The sequence below is a fragment of the Caldichromatium japonicum genome (genome assembly GCF_011290485.1).
Lineage (GTDB): Bacteria > Pseudomonadota > Gammaproteobacteria > Chromatiales > Chromatiaceae > Thermochromatium > Thermochromatium japonicum.
The window spans coordinates 1,494,763-1,510,150 of the sequence record NZ_CP048029.1 but is presented as its reverse complement, the minus strand read 5'-3'; the positions used below and the strand labels follow the sequence as shown (position 1 = coordinate 1,510,150).

Sequence of the window (15,388 nt, the reverse complement as noted above, 5' to 3'; positions counted from 1 at the left end):
ATTCGGGCTTACCCGAACGATTGCAATACTGCCCCAGTCGCCCCAGTTAGGGGCACACCGAGAATCCTCTGAAACGGAGATATGCGATGAAGCCATTGGTCTGGTTGGTGGGTCTGTTGGCCGTAGGGATGGTCCTGGTCGCCGAACCCAAGGATTGTCCGCCCTTGCTCGATCTGGAGATACGGCGCCTGGCGAGCGATGAGCGGATCAATCTCTGCGAGCAGTATCGCGGTCAGGTCATCTTGGTCGTCAATACAGCCAGCCGTTGCGGCTTTACCCCTCAATACGATGCACTTGAGCGGCTCTATCGCACCTATAAGGATCGCGGTCTGGTCGTCCTGGGCTTTCCGTCCAATAACTTCGCCAATCAGGAACCGGGCAGTGAGCGCGAGATCCAGGACTTTTGCCGTCTGACCTATGCCGTCGAGTTCCCCATGTTCGAGAAGGTCAGCGTTAAGCCCGGCAAGGCCGCACCACTGTTTGAGCGGTTGGCCCAGGCAGGTGCGCCCTACCCGCAATGGAACTTTTTCAAATATCTCATCGATCGCGATGGCCGGTTGGTCGCGCACTATCCGAGCCAGACCCCGCCCGATAGCCCGCAGATCATCCAGGCGATCGAAGCGCTATTGTGACAGGCTCAATCCCGGTCCCCGCTTGGGGAGGGTACTCGAAATGGCGCCCGCCCAGCGCGCTGGCGCAGCCAGTTCAGCGCCGCCAGGATACGGGGATCGGCGGCAAGGCGCCGTTCGAGCGCATGCTTGCCTGGGAAATCGCTCAGGATCAGGCCGACAAAAAGGGTCAGGATCCCCTGACCGGGCAGGACCAACATCGCAAGCCCGGCCAGGATCAGCAGCCACCCCAGGGCGTTTTTGATGAGCCGCAGGCCGATAGATGCCAGAGGATGCCCGGCCCGAAAACCGCTGCTGCGTCGGTCCGCCGCAAAATAATCCTCGGGGATCGCAGCGATCGCGAAGGGGAGGGTCAAGAGGGACGCGATCAGGATCAGGGCCGACAGACCGACTAGGGCCAGCAACAAGGACTCATGGGTGCCGATCCAGGTCCAGAGCGCATCGATCATGAGGGCGAGACCAGGCTCCAGGCTTAGGCGCCGGCGTGCAACTCGGCGGCCTCGAGGGTGTTTTCAAGCAGGCTGGCGATGGTCATGGGCCCGACCCCGCCGGGCACCGGCGTGATCCATGCGGCGCGTTCGGCGCAGGTGGCAAACTCTAAATCCCCGACGAGACGACCATCGGCCAGGCGATTGATCCCGACATCGATCAGGATCGCGCCCCGCTTGATCCAATCGCCCGGAACAAAGGCAGGGCGCCCGACCGCAGCGACCAGGATGTCGGCGCTGCGTGCCTTGTCTGCCAGATCGCGGGTACGGCTGTGGCAAATGGTTACGGTGCAGCGTGCGGCCAAAAGCTCCAAGGCCATCGGGCGCCCAACGATATTGGATTGACCGATCACCACCGCATCCAGCCCCTCCAGCCGTGCCCCGGTCTCGGCCAAGAGACGCATGATCCCCTTGGGGGTGCAGGGGCGCAGCCTGGGCCGGCGCAGTACCAGCCGTCCCACATTGTCGGGGTGAAAGCCATCGACGTCCTTGGTCGGGCAGATGCATTCGGTGACCGCCGATTCATCTAGATCCTCGGGGAGCGGGAGCTGGACCAGGATGCCATCGATGGTGGGATCGGCGTTCAAGCGGTTGATCAGCTCCAATAGCTCGGCTTGGGTGGTCGTCGCCGGCAGTGCATGGAGCGCGGAATGAAACCCGGCCTCTGCACAGGCGCGGCGCTTGTTGCGCACATAGACCTGGGAGGCTAGATTGTCGCCCACCAGGATCACGGCTAGCCCTGGGGGGCGTCCCTGGCGTTCAGCGAACAGGGCGGCGCGTTGTTTGATCTCGCCCTGGAGCGCAGCGGCGATGGCCTTGCCATCGAGTAGAGCGGCGGTCATAGCTGTCTCATCGAGAGATCTGGAATCACCATCATGATACTAGGTCGGGCGCCTGACATAAAACAGACGCATGGCAGCGCACTGGCAGTACCTGGCCATCGACACGGTGGCGCGCGTGCCCGACGGTCTATAGCACAAGTTCTCCGAGGCCTGAGCGCCTTCACCACCGCTTGGGCCAGAAACCCATGCTCTCATACCTGCTGAGAATGGCATCCTGAGTGCCAAAGGTGGTGGACACATACAGGTCCTTGTCAGAGGATCTGGGATGATAGATAATATGATGCCTAGCCTAGGTACTGCCATGGTCTAAGCAGACCGGAACAAGGGGCCGTAGCTCAGCTGGGAGAGCGTCGCGTTCGCAATGCGAAGGTCAGGGGTTCGATCCCCCTCGGCTCCACCAAGTCCCCAACCCCGCCATTAGCGCGGGGTTTTTTATGGAGCAGCGACGGCCAAATTGCTCCCCAGCCGTTGTGACGGATAGCGCACCGATCAAGCGCTCAATGATCCGGCTGCACCCAGCAGCAGGATCGTCCCTCCCATCCCGACGAGGGATAGGCCTTCTGCCCCCGCCGGGCTAGGGCTAGAGGCCCATCCTCAACGGCGTCCGCCCACCACACCCGATTCGGGTAGGATGATATTCAGCTCCAGGATCTCATGTGATTCGGCCTGCTCATAGTTCACCGAGACCGAATCCATATCGACCTCGACATATTTGCGGATGACCTCGAGGATCTCTTGCTGGAGCTGTGGTAGATAGGATGGTTTGTCGCGCGCGATGCGATCGCGGGCGACCAGGATCTGTAGCCGTTCCTTGGCAAGGCTGGCGTTTCCCTTGGGGCGAGATGAGATGAAATAGTCGAGCAGACCCATGGCTCACCCCTTAAAAAGACGGCTAAGTAGGCCCTTCTTTTCCGGCTGGAGGAAGCGATGCGGGATATCCTCGCCGAGATAGCGCGCAACCATGTCGCCATAGGCCTGGCCTGCGTCACTCTCGCGATCCAGAATGACTGGGATGCCGGCGTTCGAGGCATTGAGGACCGCCTTGGATTCGGGGATCACGCCGAGCAGACGCAGCGATAGGATCTCTTGTACGTCGTCGACGCTCAGCATCTCGCCGCGCGCCACCCGCACCGGATCATAGCGGGTGAGGAGAAGATATTCGCGGATCGGCTCGCGGTTCTCCTCGGCGCGTTTGGAGCGGCTGGCCAGGATGCCCAGCATACGGTCGGAGTCGCGCACCGATGAGACCTCGGGATTGGTGACCACAATGGCATCATCGGCGAAATACATGGCCATGGTGGCGCCGTGTTCAATCCCCGCCGGCGAGTCACAGACGATGAAATCGTAGTGCTCGCAGAGCTGGTCGAGCACCCGCTCCACACCCTCGCGGGTTAGGGCATCCTTGTCGCGCGTCTGGGAGGCTGGGAGAATGTAGAGATTATCGCAGCGTTTGTCGCGGATGAGGGCCTGATTGAGATTGGCTTCGCCGTTGATCACATTGATGAAGTCATAAACGACGCGGCGCTCGCAGCCCATGACGAGATCCAAGTTACGCAGGCCGATGTCAAAATCGATAACAACCGTACGCTTACCGCGCTGGGCTAGGCCCATCGACATGGCAGCGGCGGTCGTGGTCTTGCCGACGCCGCCTTTGCCAGAGGTGATCACAATGATTCTTGCCAAGTTGTTGACTCCTTGGGGTGATGAGGCGATTCACTTGAATTGGGTTTAGAGCCTTTCGATACGAAGGATCTGCTGGTCTAGAAAGACCTGGACCGGTACACCGCGCAGTTCGTTAGGGATTCCTTCGCTGACCCGGTAATGGCCGGCGATTGAGATGAGTTCGGCCTGAAGGTCCTGGCAGAAGATCCGCGCCTCGGTGTTGCCACGCATGCCGGCGAGCGCGCGCCCGCGCAACGGCCCATAGACATGAATATTGCCATCGGCCATGAGTTCGGCGCCCGAGCTGACGGGTGCGACGATCGACAGGTCGCCACCCTCAGCATAGATCCGCTGACCCGAGCGCACCGGTTTGGTGATCAGGGTAAAGGCAGGTGGAGCTGGCGGAGGCGGTGAGTTGGATGCCACCGTTTGCAGCCGCCGGCCATTGGGTAAGGCAACCGCCTGGCCTGCAGGGGGCTCCTCGGCTGGTCTGGGGCGGCGGCCCGCACCGTCGCGCAGCACGGCGAGCTCGATAGACTGAGCGGCCAGCGCTTGGTCAGTATTGGCGCCACTGACCCCGACCGGCAACAGGCCATAACCGCGTAACATCTTGACCAGCTGTGGCAGGTCGATCGGCGCCTTGGCCTGGTTGACAGCGGTCAGGTCGATGACAATCGGGGTATTGCGAAAGAAATCAGGGGCACGTTCGATACGATTCCCCAGATGCAGTAGCAGGGTCTCGAGGTCAACGGCGAGCAGGCGCATGACAGGCAGGCTGAAGCTCGCCATCTTGAGCTCGAAAGGGTCGGGGCTAGCGGATGGGGCAACGGGTTTCTCAGCCATGTCTTGCGTCTGTGACCAGCTTGCAAACCGCTGACATCAAGGCAGTCAGGGTCTTAAGGTGGCGAACAGGGCTTTATAAGGATTCATGAGCACATCATGTGTAAGATGTTGTCAACGCTCAGCCTGGCGGCCAATTGAATGGGCGTCCGCCGAGGACATGCAAATGCAGATGATAGACGGTCTGACCTGCTGCAGCGTTGCAATTGATCACGGTGCGATAACCCTGTTCGGCAATGCCGGATTCACGGGCAACCTGAGCGGCAACGAGCAAGAGCTTGCCGAGCAGGGTGGCGTCTTCGGGGCCGGCAGCGTCGAGCGTGGGGATGGGTTTGCGCGGGATCACCAGGAGATGGGTCGGCGCCTGGGGATTGATGTCGCGGAAGGCGACGACCTCATCGTCCTTATAGACGATGTCGGCAGGGATCTCGCCGCGTGCGATCTTGGTAAAGATGTTGTCTGACATGGCCTAATGCTCTTCCAACAAGGGTTGAACGGACTTTTAAGCTGCATGCGGTCTCTTACAGGGTACACCGTGTCGAAAAGGCGAGCGCCAGGGTGCCGCCATCGAGATATTCGAGCTCCGTACCCAGGGGGACACCCTGGGCGAGACGGGTGACGCGGATACCCTGTGCTGCCGCACGCTCACCGATGAAATGCGCCGTTGCGCTCCCCTCAACGGTGGGGCTGATGGCCAGGATGAGCTCTGCGATCGGCTCATCATGCAGGCGCCTTGCCAAGAGGTCCAGACCCAGCTCCTCAGGACCGACACCGTCGAGTGGCGAGAGCCGACCGCCGAGTACGAAATAACGCCCGCGGTAATCGGTCGCTTGCTCGATCGCCAAGATATCGGAGGGCTGTTCGACGATACACAGGAGGCCATCATCGCGCTCTGGATTGGTGCAAAGGGCACAGACCTCGCGTTCGGTCAGGGTGCGGCAGCGCGAACAGCGCTTAATCCGGACCATGGACTCGGCCAACACTTCGGCTAGATGGATGCCCCCGGCACGATCGCGTTCCAGCAGATGGAAGGCGATGCGCCGGGCCGATTTGGGCCCTACCCCCGGCAAACAGCGCAGGGCCTCGATCAGACGGTCGAGCAGCGCGTCCGCGTTCACCCCATTAGGACCAGGGCAGCTTGAGTCCAGGGGGTAGGGGCATCCCCGCCGTCAGGGCAGCGAGACTCTCTTTGGCCTTTTCGGCGATCTGCTGGCTGGCGGCATTGATCGCCGCTGTGATCAGGTCTTCCAGCATCTCCTTATCCTCAGAGAGCAGAGAGGGGTCGATCTCGACCCGTTTGGCTTGATGCTGGCCATTCATGGTGACCTTGACCAGACCACCACCGGCCTCGCCGGTCACCTCTTCTTGGGCTAGGCGCGCCTGCGCCTGCTGCATGTCTTCCTGCATCTTTTGCGCCTGTTTGAGCAGGCCACCGAGTGCCTTCATACCTGATACCTCAAGCTTAGTATCGATGAATTTGGTTGTATTGAGCCGAGTCCCTGTATGGGATATAGGCTCGTCAATCATCTGGGCGAATACTGCCAGGTCGCCAATCGGCCTCAAGTTGTTCTCGCAGCGCCTGGGCCACAGGGTCTGCATCCAAGCGGGCCACCGCCGCCTGCTGACGGGCAGCAGCAGCGCGTGCCTGACGCTGGGCCAGGGTCTCTTGGTCTGGTGTCCCGAGCTGGATATCGAGTATCACCGGTGTGCCAAGCGCCCGCTCGATGGCCTCTTTGAGGCGCGCCAAGGCATTTGGCACCTGTAGATGCCCGAGGTTTGGGTCGAGCTGGAGCCGTAACCGCCCAGCGCTATGGTCGCGAAAGACACAGTGATGAGCAAGCTCCCGGGCGATCCCACCGAGACCCAGATTTGCAATCAGCCGCTGCCAATCGTCCATATCTTTGAGAGGCAGTAGTGCGGTAGAAGGGCCTGGAGTCGGCGTCGGATCTGGCGATTTGGATGCCAGGGCGAGCCTAGGTTGGATATCGGGCGTATCCTGTCGCGCAGCGCACGGCGGTTGGGTACCGGCAGGGCGAAAGGCTAGCGCTCGCAGCAAGACCATCTCCAGTCCAGTCCGCGGATCGGGGGCCAGCATCAGATCGTTCTGACCCAGAAGCGCGATCTCATAAAACAGTTGGATGTCTTCCGGAGCGATCGCAGCAGCCAGGTCCTGAAGACGCTGGCGATCAGGGTCGTCTGGGACCAGGGAGGCGGGGACCTGCTGGATCAGGGCTAGGCGGTGCAAGAGGGCGATGAGTTCGCGCAGCAGTCCAACGAAGTCGGGTGTCAGGGAAGCAGCACGGGCAACCTGATCAAGCAAGGCCGCGCCATCGCCCTGGGCAAGGGCCCAGGCGATCGCGAAGACCAGATCTCCGCTGATGGTCCCCAACATGGTGCGGGTATCGGCCTCACCGACCTGGCCGCCGCCAAAGGCGATCGCCTGATCGAGCAGGCTTAGGGCATCGCGCAGGCTGCCATCAGCGGCGCGGGCAATCAGGGGAAGGGCACCCGGTTCATAGGGGATGCCTTCTTGTTCTAGGACATAGGCAAGCCGCGCGCTGATCTCGGCAGGGAGCAAACGGCGCAGGTTGAATTGGAGACAACGCGACAAAACGGTGACGGGGATCTTCTGCGGGTCCGTGGTCGCAAACAGAAACTTCACATGCGGCGGCGGCTCTTCCAGGGTCTTGAGCAGGGCATTGAAGCTATGCGCCGAGAACATGTGCACCTCGTCGATGAGATACACCTTGAAGCGCGCTCGCACAGGGGCATAGGGGACATTCTCCAGCAGCTCGCGGGTCTGTTCGACCTTGGTGCGCGAGGCGGCATCGATCTCCAGTAGATCGACGCAGCGTCCGCTGTCGATCTCGCGGCAGGTTGTACAGATCCCACAGGGATGCGAGCCGATCCCCTGTTCGCAATTGAGCGCCTTGGCGAAGATGCGCGCGAGTGTCGTCTTGCCGACCCCGCGGATGCCAGTGAACAGATAGGCATGATGGAGCCGGTCGCGGTCGAGGGCATTGGCCAGGGCACGTACGACATGCTCTTGCCCGACCAGGTCATCGAACAGACGCGGGCGCCATTTGCGGGCCAGGGCTTGGTAGGACATGACGGGATCTGTGGCCAGACGGTTTGGCGCGGCGCGGACCATGTCCACGCAGCTTCATCGTGATGTCTCTGGATCGAGGCCGGCAGCAGCAGGATCCTGGATAGGCGGCAACCCGCACCAGCCACACCCCGGCACCTACCTGCACCGCTACGGCTGCTCCCTTCCGGGCCTGACCGGGTTCACGGCTCGGCAGTGTGAGGGGACCGGCGCGGGCCGCCACGACACATGTGCGGCCAAGCGACCGCTCGATAGGACGTAGAGGGTAACAAAGATGGATAGCCAAGACAAACCGGCTTGGCCAAGCGCCTCACAGTCATGTGCAATCAATTCTTGATAAGAAACACATGCTTTTGAAATTGAGTGAGCTGTCCTGATGTCGTGGGCATGGTAAAGACGAGACATGAGATTGCTGTCGTTTGCGGCGCGCGAAGGGGCCCAAGGACAAGGGGGGTGGGCGCAAGGTGGGTGAGAAGCGGGCGCTGTTGGCGGAGCAGGACGCCCAGATACGCAAGCTCATGTGCGACGGGACACCGGATGAGCTGAAGCTGCCGTTTGCGCTGTGGAGCCGGCAGGCGGTGCGGCAGTTGATCCTCGGCTGTTTTGGCATCGAGCTCAGGCCGCAGGGGGAGGGCAAGTACATGGCGCGCTGGGGATTGACGCCCCAGAAACCGATTCGGCGCGCCTATGAGCAAAGCCCGCCGGCGGGCAAGACGTGGCTTGAGGAGACCTACCCGGACATTGCCCGGCGCGCCAAGGCCGAGGGCGCCGAAATCCACTGGGGCGATGAAACGGGGCTGCGCTCGGACGAGGTGCGCGGGCGCTCTTATGCGCCGGCGATCAAGACGTCCGAGATTCGCGTCACGCACCGTCGCGAAGGCCTGTCGGTGATCTCGACGCTGACCAACCGCGGCAAGGTGCGTCGGAAGGCGTTCGCGGGGGCGATGAACGCCGACATCCTGATCGACTTCATGAAGCGGCTCGTCAAGGACGCCAGGGGCAAGAAGATCTTCCTCATCCTCGACAACCTGCGCGTGCATCACACCAAGCCAGTCAAGGCGTGGCTGGCTGCATGCGCCAATCAAATCGAGGCCTCCTCCCTCCCCTATAGCCCGGCACTGAACCCCAACGAGATGCTCAAGGCCACCATCACCGCGCAGGCGCCCTCCCGCGCCAAGGGCGATCTGAAGAAGGCGACCGTCAGCCACCTGCGCCGCCTTCTCAATTCCCCCCAACGCATCATGCGCTACTTCCAGCATCCCAAGCTCCATGATACCGCGTAATACAAGTTCATTGGTTTCGGATCACTATCTTTGCCGGAAGGTCAGGAGCCGTGGAAAGCTATACCGTCGTTCGTCCCGAGCATCTCAATCAATATGGCCATCTCTTCGGTGGCTGCCTGCTCAAATGGGTCGATGAGATCGCCTGGATCGCGGCCAGCCGCGATTATCCAGGCTGCCGATTTGTGACTGTGGGCATGGACCGGGTCGAGTTCCATCGCGGTGTCAATCTGGGTGCGGTACTGCGTTTTGTCTGTCATGAGAGCAGGCGCGGGCGCACCTCGGTCACCTATGAGGTCCAGGTCTATACCGATGATCTGGAAAGCGGGCGCGAGGAGCCGATCTTTTCGACCCATATCAGCTTTGTGCGTCTGGATGAGCACGGGCGCAAGACACCCCTACCGCTGCGTCCTTGAGATGGCGAGCTAGGGCAAGGCGCAGGGCCTCAGGTAAGGCAAGGTCCTTCTCCCCGACCGCTGACATCAAGATATGGACGGTCCTGGCCTGGGCTGTCTCTGTCCCATCCTCCTTGCGAAACCAATAAGCGAGGGCAAACGAACGCCGTCTGATCTCCTCGACCCCAACCTCGACCCAAATCAATTCACCGTGATGAATCGGGCGTTGGTAATCGGCCTCGGCATGAATGACGGGTAGCAGCCATTCGCCCCGTTGGATCAAGTCGGGGATCGGCCAGCCAAGATGCGCCATGAAGGATTCAAAGGCATCCTGGGCATGGCGGAACAGATGGCCGAAGAATAATCGCCCAGCGGCATCGGTATCGTGCAGCCGGACGATGAAGCTGTATTGTGAGACGCTGTCATCCATCGGTGCTTGACCAGGGGCAGCCCCTTTGCTATTTCTTGAGAAAAATTCTCGTTTGTGGCTCGGCCATAGAGAGGGTCCACTGCGCCCAGCCAGCCTTTGCCTGCCAGGCGTTTCTTTAACCTTGCAGGAGAACAGATCATGCTGCCAAGAGAGGCTGTGGTTGATATCTATACTGATCACGGGTGGCTGGCCGATCCCGACCGTTCTGTCCATCCCCCTTCGCTGAGCGAGTCATTGCTTCATCTCGAGCCCCGAGACCTATCCGCCCGGCTGTGCGAACTCATTCGCCGCTATGTCGAGCAGGCGCATCCAGAATTGGCGGTATCCATCGTTGCCCATCTTGAGGCCCTGTATCTGCGTCCGGATTTCTGGCTTGATCCGGATGAATCCTGTCGCTACTGTCGACTGATGCGTCATTGGCGTTGGCTTGCGGCGCGCTCCCGGCAAGGCACCCTGTATCCAGTCTGTCAGGGAGGCTGAGCCTGTCTGCGCTGCCCAACCTCGCGTCCCTGAGCGCAGGGATGAAAGGGCGCGGTCGGCAGAAGGCATGAAGATCGCCGAGCGGTGATGCGAGCAGGTTGCCAAAGGGTGCGGCTCTGCTTAGCATCAGCGCCCGCCATCAACCGAGGTTCAAAGGTGTCCAATGGCCGAACAGTCAGTCCGCGAGTCGATCCAGGGTCAGTCATTCAATGATGTCTTAAATGAGCTGCATGCGCATACCTTTTCAGGCGCGCCAGGTGAATCCGATCCGTTCACCTTAAGCGAGCTCGAACGCGAGATGATCGCCTATGCGCTCGCGATCTATTACCAGTGCGAGCATTGTCAGCACTATCACGGGCACGCGATCGAACGCTTGCGGCGCGAACAGGCGCACACCAACCCCTGGAACTGGCAGGCCGAATTGGTCAAGATCGTATTGTTTTTGCGCATTAGCCGGTCCAATGTGTCGGCCATCGAATGGAAGGGATGGGTCGAGGTCTGGCGGCGCTTCGCCCAGCGGATTCATCATCAGCAGCCCGGCATCGCCTGCAATATCGCCTATGCGATCGGCATCGCACGCGCCGATGAGCCACTGATGGAATTAACCTTCGAATCGTTGAGCAGGCAGTATCCGGATCAACAGACCCTCCTCGGGGTGATCCGAGACATCGACCGGGTGGTGGTCTTCATGAAGGCAGCCACATCGAAGAATCGCACTGATCCGATCGTCCGGCGCCAACTCAAGGGACAGGGGGTTTTGATCTAAGAGGCCAATCAGTACTGGGCCTGATCAGTCTCGCTCTAGAACATGGGAAGGGCCGCTGCGTATCGAGCGGGTCCTGTCCGGTCTGTCGCCGCAAGCGGATAAGCACCATCTGCGCCCACCTCCACCTAAGCCTCAGTGGGCGCAGGAGGACTTACACCCGACGGGCCTCCATCATGCGTTCGATGATAGGTTGGAGGATGATCTCCATGGCAAAGCCCATCTTGCCGCCGGGCACCACGATGGTATTGGGGCGTGACATGAATGAGTCATGGATCATCGCCAGGAGATACTGGAAGTCGATATCGAACTTTTTGGGATCGCGGAAGCGGATGATGACAAAGCTCTCGTCTGGGGTCGGGATGTCGCGGGCGATGAAGGGATTCGAGGTATCGACCGTGGGTACGCGCTGGAAGTTGATGTCGGTCAGCGAGAACTGGGGTGTGATATAACGAACATAATCAGGCATGCGCCGCAGGATGGTATCGACGATGGCCTCGGCAGAATAGCCGCGTTCGAGGTTGTCGCGCTGGATCTTCTGGATCCATTCCAGGTTGATGATGGGAACGACCCCGATCCCGAGATCCACATATCGGGCGACGTGATATTCCTCGGTCACGACTAGGCCATGCAGACCCTCATAGAACAGCAGGTCGGTATGCGCTGGCAGGTCTTCCCAAGGGGTGAACTCGCCCGGCTTAAGGGCCGTGCCCAGGCGGGCATTGTGCTCGCGCGCCTCTTCATCGCTATGGATGTAATAGCGTTTTTTGCCGGTGCCGCTTTCACCATATTCGCGAAAGAGCGCCTCCAGAAGGTCGAAACAATTGGCCGCCGGTCCAAAATGGCTGAGGTTTTCACCGCGCGCGGAGGCTTCAGCCATGGCCGCCTTCATCGCCACCCGATCATAGCGATGGAAGCTGTCGCCCTCGATGACCGCGGCGCTGATCTTATCGCGCCGGAAGATATGCTCGAAGGCGCGCTTGACAGTGGTGGTGCCGGCCCCTGAGGAGCCGGTAACAGCGATGATCGGATGCTTTTTAGACATAAATCTCTCCCCGTTCTCTCGAGTGTCTTTGGTCGATCTGCCCCTAAGGAATGGGGCAGACCCTTATACGGTAATTGGCTAATATACCATGAACCCCAGGCTCGGCTTGCAGGATCAAGCGCGTGGAACCTCGGCGGGGGCGATGGGAACAGTTTGAGGCTGAGCGGGGGCGGGATGAGACCGGCGGCGTTTGATCTGCTCATCGATGAGGTTTTTGAGGGCGATCATGAGCCCCAAACCGATGAATGCGCCAGGCGGCAGGATAGCGATGAGCGCCCCCTGAAAGCCAGAACCGAGGTTTAAAGACAGCACCCGCGCCCAGTCGCCGAGTAAGAGATCGGCTTGAGCAAACAGGGTCCCTTGGCCGATGAGCTCGCGCAGGCCCCCTAGGGTCGTCAAGACCAGGGTCGCGCCCAGACCAACCGCTAGACCATCCAACAGGGCACCCTCGAGGCGGTTCTTGGAGGCGAACGCCTCGGCGCGTCCGATGATGATGCAATTGACCACGATCAGGGCGATGAATAGACCCAATACCCGATACAGTTCATAGAAAAAGGCCTGCATCAAAAGCTCGACCAGGGTCACGAACGAGGCAATGACCAGGACGAAGACAGGGATGCGGATCTCGGGGCGCACCAGATGGCGGATCAGCGAGACCGTGCCGTTCGAGCACACCAGGACCGCAGTGGTTGCCAACCCCATCCCCAGGCCATTTGTCGCCGAGGTAGTGGTCGCCAAGAGTGGACAAAGACCCAATAGGGCGACCAACATCTGGTTGTTGGTCCAAAGGCCCGTCTTTAGGATCTGCTGGGGTGCAAGGGGTGCAGACATCAGCCCTGACCTCTAGCGGCGATCGGCTGTTTGGATTGAGGTAGGGCATAGAGCGAGGGCCCCTGCTGTTGAACATAGATCAGGGTATCGCGCACCGCCTTGACCACCGAGCGCGGGGTGATGGTAGCTCCGGTAAACTGATCGAAGGCACCGCCATCGCGCTTGACCGCCCATTGATCGAGCGGGGGATTGGTCAATGATTTACCCGTAAAGCCGAGGATCCAGTCCGACTTGGTCTCCTCGATCTTATCCCCAAGCCCCGGGGTCTCGTGATGCGAGAGCACCCGCACCCCGCCGAGTGTCCCATCCGCAAGGACCGAAATCAGGAGCTTGATCGGACCCGCATAACCATCCGGAACCACTGATTCGATGATCAGTGCCGCAGGCTGATCGCTGCGGCGGGCGCGATAAACCCAGCTTGTAGGTGCCCCCAGTCGCTGGGGGTCGCTTACCTGGATGCGATCGGCCAGTGGATCATTGGTGATCTCGCCGATCGGCAAAATGGCATCGAGCTGGCGTCTCATCGCCTGATATTGGTTAGCAGCGATGCGTCCATCTACTGATCCGTGGGTCAAGGCAACGATGGTCACACCAGAGACGGCAAAGCCACCGAGCACGGCGCTGGATAAAAAAATGGATCGTATCTTGGATTTCATAGGCGCATGCTCCCATGACCAAAGACCCGAGGCTGGGTGTAATAATCGATCATAGGGGCGGCGATATTCATCAACAAGACGGCAAAGGCGATGGCGTCTGGATAGCCGCCCCAAGTACGGATGATATAGACGATGGCCCCGATACAGGCACCAAAGATGATCTGGCCGCGCTGCGTGGTACAGCCGGTCACCGGGTCGGTGGCAATAAAAAAGGCACCGAGCATGGTGGCGCCACTAAACAGATGAAACCAAGGGCTGGCATGGGTTTGGGGGGCGAACGCCCAAAAGAGTGTCGAGAGTGCGGCCAGACCGATCAACAACGCGATCGGGACATGCCAGGTGATGATCCGCCGGGCAAGCAGATAAATGCCGCCGATGAGAAAGCCGAGATTGACCCATTCCCAGCCATGGCCGCCGAGGATACCCCAGGTCGGCCCTTGGGCGATCTGGTCGATGGTATGGCCGAGATCGAGCCTGCCGCGCAGATGGTCAAGCGGGGTGGCCGAGGAGATGGCGTCCCAATGAAGGCCCTGGGGGAGGGTACCGGTTAGGATCAGCTGTAACGAATCGGCAAAACCTAGACGGTCGCTCCCAAGACCCTCAGGGGCTATCCAGGCGGTCATGGCCACTGGATAAGAGATCAACAGAAACACATAGGCCGCCATCGCCGGATTGAATGAGTTATAGCCAAGCCCCCCATACAGCTGTTTGACGATGACGATGGCAAACACGATGCCCAAAAGGGTCAACCACCAAGGGAGAGAGGGAGGTACGGCGATGGCAAAGAGCGCGGCCGTCACCAGGGCGCTGAGATCGCGCAGCGCGACCCAAGGCGAGCGGCGGCGAAGCAACATCACCGCTGATTCGGCCATGACCGCAAACAAAGACGCCAAGGCGATATTGATCAGGGTGCCCCAACCAAAGACCCAGGTCAGAGCGACGACCCCGGGGATCAGACCCACCAGGACCTCGGCCATGACCCGATTGACCCGGTTGATGCGTGGGACATGAGGGGAGGAGATGATCGGTTGGGTCATGGATAATGCCTTTGGGTGACTCGAATCCGGTCGGCGCACCCCAATTGGTTGTTAAAGGTCATGCCCAGCATAGGATGCGTTGACTGACTTATTGCACACTGGAAAGTCAGGGACGATGTTGCCAAGGATCAGACGCTCAAGCGCAGGCCAGGTAAACCAACTCGGGTCGCGCGGGAAATAGCGGGCGATGCGTCCTGCGCGATCGAAACGCACAAAGCAGAGGATCTCCCCGCGCCAGCCCTCGACGATCCCTAGACCAGCAGCTGCCAGACCCCTTGGCTCGGGGAGAGGCACGGTGATCTCTCCTCCCAGGAGCTCATCGAGCAGTCGATCGAGCAACCAGAGGCTGTTGCGGACCTCCTGGATGCGCACCCGCACCCGCGCTGCCACGTCTCCTTCCTGCTGCACGGGCACCTCGACCCGCAACCGGTCATAGGGCGGATAGGGACAATCACGGCGGACATCGCAGCCAAGGACGCTCGCCTTGCCGACATGGCCAGTACAACCCAGGGCGTGCGCATCGGCCTCAGAGAGGATACCCGTACCGATCAGCCGGTCATCGAGCGAGTGATAATCCTCGATCACATCGAAAACTGGTTCGATCGCCTGGCGGAGGGCGGCGTGATCCTGACGCAGACGCTGAAACCCCTCGTTTGAGAGATCGCATACTACCCCACCTGGTACAAGCCGATCCATCAGCAGGCGATGGCCGAATAGCGCCTGATTGCGCCGCAGCCACTGCTCACGCAGGCGCGCGCCCTGTACCTGGGCAAAGGCAAAGCCGACGTCATTACAGATCGCCCCGATGTCCCAGAGATGATTGACGATGCGCTCGCGTTCAGCCAACAGCGCCCGCGGGGGGGCTCGCAGCCCAGCGCGCGCTCGATCGCCTGACAAGCCGCCC

At 60.6% G+C, this 15,388-nt stretch carries 19 protein-coding genes, 1 tRNA gene, 1 other RNA gene and 1 pseudogene; 6 read left to right on the top strand and 16 right to left on the bottom strand.

Going from position 1 to position 15,388, the window contains the following annotated elements; translation table 11 throughout:
- Positions 1-86: 86 nt before the first annotated feature.
- Complete coding sequence (locus GWK36_RS07435; RefSeq protein WP_166270603.1) at positions 87-632, top strand: glutathione peroxidase; 546 nt, start codon at positions 87-89, stop codon at positions 630-632.
- Between the two features lie 5 nt (positions 633-637).
- On the opposite strand, the gene GWK36_RS07430 is transcribed toward GWK36_RS07435, so the two are convergent.
- Together GWK36_RS07430 and folD are read right to left on the bottom strand one after the other, a co-directional pair.
- The gene (locus GWK36_RS07430) at positions 638-1,078 is read right to left on the bottom strand and encodes a PGPGW domain-containing protein (RefSeq protein WP_166270602.1); all 441 of its coding nucleotides are present in this window, start codon (positions 1,076-1,078) and stop codon (positions 638-640) included.
- 23 nt (positions 1,079-1,101) lie between these two features.
- Complete coding sequence (gene folD, locus GWK36_RS07425) at positions 1,102-1,959, bottom strand: bifunctional methylenetetrahydrofolate dehydrogenase/methenyltetrahydrofolate cyclohydrolase FolD (RefSeq protein WP_166270601.1); 858 nt, start codon at positions 1,957-1,959, stop codon at positions 1,102-1,104.
- 324 nt (positions 1,960-2,283) lie between these two features.
- On the opposite strand from folD, the gene GWK36_RS07420 reads away from it, so the two are divergent.
- Positions 2,284-2,359: transfer RNA gene (locus GWK36_RS07420), tRNA-Ala, on the top strand.
- 194 nt (positions 2,360-2,553) lie between these two features.
- Here the strand turns inward: GWK36_RS07420 and minE are convergent.
- The 8 genes from minE to ffs all read right to left on the bottom strand — a co-directional run bounded on the left by minE (position 2,554) and on the right by ffs (position 7,779).
- Entirely contained in the window at positions 2,554-2,829 is a 276-nt protein-coding gene (gene minE / locus GWK36_RS07415; RefSeq protein WP_166270600.1) for a cell division topological specificity factor MinE, read from the bottom strand.
- 3 nt (positions 2,830-2,832) lie between these two features.
- Positions 2,833-3,642 carry a septum site-determining protein MinD gene (minD, locus tag GWK36_RS07410; protein WP_166270599.1) on the bottom strand — a complete coding sequence of 270 codons (810 nt, stop codon included), beginning with the start codon at positions 3,640-3,642 and terminating at the stop codon, positions 2,833-2,835.
- 45 nt (positions 3,643-3,687) lie between these two features.
- Positions 3,688-4,464 carry a septum site-determining protein MinC gene (minC, locus tag GWK36_RS07405; protein WP_166270598.1) on the bottom strand — a complete coding sequence of 259 codons (777 nt, stop codon included), beginning with the start codon at positions 4,462-4,464 and terminating at the stop codon, positions 3,688-3,690.
- Between the two features lie 118 nt (positions 4,465-4,582).
- Positions 4,583-4,927 (bottom strand): histidine triad nucleotide-binding protein, encoded by a 345-nt coding sequence (locus tag GWK36_RS07400; protein WP_166270597.1) that lies wholly within the window; start codon positions 4,925-4,927, stop codon positions 4,583-4,585.
- 55 nt (positions 4,928-4,982) lie between these two features.
- Positions 4,983-5,579 carry a recombination mediator RecR gene (gene recR, locus GWK36_RS07395; RefSeq protein ID WP_166270596.1) on the bottom strand — a complete coding sequence of 199 codons (597 nt, stop codon included), beginning with the start codon at positions 5,577-5,579 and terminating at the stop codon, positions 4,983-4,985.
- Between the two features lie 4 nt (positions 5,580-5,583).
- Complete coding sequence (locus tag GWK36_RS07390) at positions 5,584-5,907, bottom strand: YbaB/EbfC family nucleoid-associated protein (protein ID WP_166270595.1); 324 nt, start codon at positions 5,905-5,907, stop codon at positions 5,584-5,586.
- Positions 5,908-5,980: 73 nt separating this feature from the next.
- A complete protein-coding gene (gene dnaX / locus GWK36_RS07385; protein ID WP_166270594.1) occupies positions 5,981-7,570 on the bottom strand; it encodes a DNA polymerase III subunit gamma/tau in 1,590 nt (529 codons plus the stop codon).
- A gap of 112 nt (positions 7,571-7,682) precedes the next feature.
- Positions 7,683-7,779, bottom strand: an RNA gene (ffs, locus tag GWK36_RS07380) — signal recognition particle sRNA small type.
- Positions 7,780-7,974: 195 nt separating this feature from the next.
- Here ffs and GWK36_RS07375 point away from each other — a divergent pair.
- Both GWK36_RS07375 and GWK36_RS07370 read left to right on the top strand, forming a co-directional pair.
- Positions 7,975-8,850, top strand: a pseudogene (locus GWK36_RS07375) (IS630 family transposase); the annotation flags it as partial.
- Positions 8,851-8,900: 50 nt separating this feature from the next.
- On the top strand, positions 8,901-9,263 hold the full coding sequence (locus GWK36_RS07370; protein ID WP_166270592.1) for an acyl-CoA thioesterase: 363 nt from the start codon (positions 8,901-8,903) through the stop codon (positions 9,261-9,263).
- On the opposite strand, the gene GWK36_RS07365 is transcribed toward GWK36_RS07370, so the two are convergent.
- A complete protein-coding gene (locus GWK36_RS07365) occupies positions 9,205-9,672 on the bottom strand; it encodes an acyl-CoA thioesterase (RefSeq protein WP_166270591.1) in 468 nt (155 codons plus the stop codon). The two genes, GWK36_RS07370 and GWK36_RS07365, sit on opposite strands and share 59 nt — an antisense overlap.
- Before the next feature lie 138 nt (positions 9,673-9,810).
- Between GWK36_RS07365 and GWK36_RS07360 the strand changes: the two genes are divergently transcribed.
- Positions 9,811-10,152, top strand: a complete 342-nt coding sequence (locus tag GWK36_RS07360) for a hypothetical protein (RefSeq protein ID WP_246237486.1) — start codon at positions 9,811-9,813, stop codon at positions 10,150-10,152.
- Positions 10,153-10,315: 163 nt separating this feature from the next.
- Entirely contained in the window at positions 10,316-10,918 is a 603-nt protein-coding gene (locus GWK36_RS07355) for a hypothetical protein (RefSeq protein ID WP_166270590.1), read from the top strand.
- A 151-nt stretch (positions 10,919-11,069) separates the two neighbouring features.
- On the opposite strand, the gene GWK36_RS07350 is transcribed toward GWK36_RS07355, so the two are convergent.
- The 5 genes from GWK36_RS07350 to GWK36_RS07330 all read right to left on the bottom strand — a co-directional run bounded on the left by GWK36_RS07350 (position 11,070) and on the right by GWK36_RS07330 (position 15,381).
- Entirely contained in the window at positions 11,070-11,960 is an 891-nt protein-coding gene (locus GWK36_RS07350; RefSeq protein WP_166270589.1) for a phosphoribulokinase, read from the bottom strand.
- Between the two features lie 114 nt (positions 11,961-12,074).
- The gene (locus GWK36_RS07345; RefSeq protein WP_166270588.1) at positions 12,075-12,791 is read right to left on the bottom strand and encodes an electron transport complex subunit E; all 717 of its coding nucleotides are present in this window, start codon (positions 12,789-12,791) and stop codon (positions 12,075-12,077) included.
- Positions 12,791-13,447, bottom strand: a complete 657-nt coding sequence (gene rsxG / locus GWK36_RS07340) for an electron transport complex subunit RsxG (protein ID WP_166270587.1) — start codon at positions 13,445-13,447, stop codon at positions 12,791-12,793. The genes GWK36_RS07345 and rsxG overlap by 1 nt, the downstream gene beginning before the upstream one ends.
- Entirely contained in the window at positions 13,444-14,484 is a 1,041-nt protein-coding gene (rsxD, locus tag GWK36_RS07335; protein WP_166270586.1) for an electron transport complex subunit RsxD, read from the bottom strand. The genes rsxG and rsxD overlap by 4 nt, the downstream gene beginning before the upstream one ends.
- 51 nt (positions 14,485-14,535) lie before the next feature.
- A complete protein-coding gene (locus GWK36_RS07330; RefSeq protein ID WP_343033161.1) occupies positions 14,536-15,381 on the bottom strand; it encodes a hydrogenase large subunit in 846 nt (281 codons plus the stop codon).
- Between the last annotated feature and the right edge of the window lie 7 nt (positions 15,382-15,388).

Excerpts from the sequence above, each read along its gene's own strand:
- minC (WP_166270598.1), bottom strand. The coding sequence starts at position 4,464 with ATGGCTGAGAAACCCGTTGCCCCATCCGCTAGCCCCGACCCTTTCGAG.
- folD (WP_166270601.1), bottom strand. The coding sequence starts at position 1,959 with ATGACCGCCGCTCTACTCGATGGCAAGGCCATCGCCGCTGCGCTCCAG.
- GWK36_RS07365 (WP_166270591.1), bottom strand. The coding sequence starts at position 9,672 with ATGGATGACAGCGTCTCACAATACAGCTTCATCGTCCGGCTGCACGAT.
- GWK36_RS07430 (WP_166270602.1), bottom strand. The coding sequence starts at position 1,078 with ATGATCGATGCGCTCTGGACCTGGATCGGCACCCATGAGTCCTTGTTG.
- dnaX (WP_166270594.1), bottom strand. The coding sequence starts at position 7,570 with ATGTCCTACCAAGCCCTGGCCCGCAAATGGCGCCCGCGTCTGTTCGAT.
- GWK36_RS07350 (WP_166270589.1), bottom strand. The coding sequence starts at position 11,960 with ATGTCTAAAAAGCATCCGATCATCGCTGTTACCGGCTCCTCAGGGGCC.
- GWK36_RS07345 (WP_166270588.1), bottom strand. The coding sequence starts at position 12,791 with ATGTCTGCACCCCTTGCACCCCAGCAGATCCTAAAGACGGGCCTTTGG.
- GWK36_RS07355 (WP_166270590.1), top strand. The coding sequence starts at position 10,316 with ATGGCCGAACAGTCAGTCCGCGAGTCGATCCAGGGTCAGTCATTCAAT.
- rsxD (WP_166270586.1), bottom strand. The coding sequence starts at position 14,484 with ATGACCCAACCGATCATCTCCTCCCCTCATGTCCCACGCATCAACCGG.
- rsxG (WP_166270587.1), bottom strand. The coding sequence starts at position 13,447 with ATGAAATCCAAGATACGATCCATTTTTTTATCCAGCGCCGTGCTCGGT.
- GWK36_RS07390 (WP_166270595.1), bottom strand. The coding sequence starts at position 5,907 with ATGAAGGCACTCGGTGGCCTGCTCAAACAGGCGCAAAAGATGCAGGAA.
- minE (WP_166270600.1), bottom strand. The coding sequence starts at position 2,829 with ATGGGTCTGCTCGACTATTTCATCTCATCTCGCCCCAAGGGAAACGCC.
- GWK36_RS07435 (WP_166270603.1), top strand. The coding sequence starts at position 87 with ATGAAGCCATTGGTCTGGTTGGTGGGTCTGTTGGCCGTAGGGATGGTC.
- GWK36_RS07360 (WP_246237486.1), top strand. The coding sequence starts at position 9,811 with ATGCTGCCAAGAGAGGCTGTGGTTGATATCTATACTGATCACGGGTGG.
- GWK36_RS07400 (WP_166270597.1), bottom strand. The coding sequence starts at position 4,927 with ATGTCAGACAACATCTTTACCAAGATCGCACGCGGCGAGATCCCTGCC.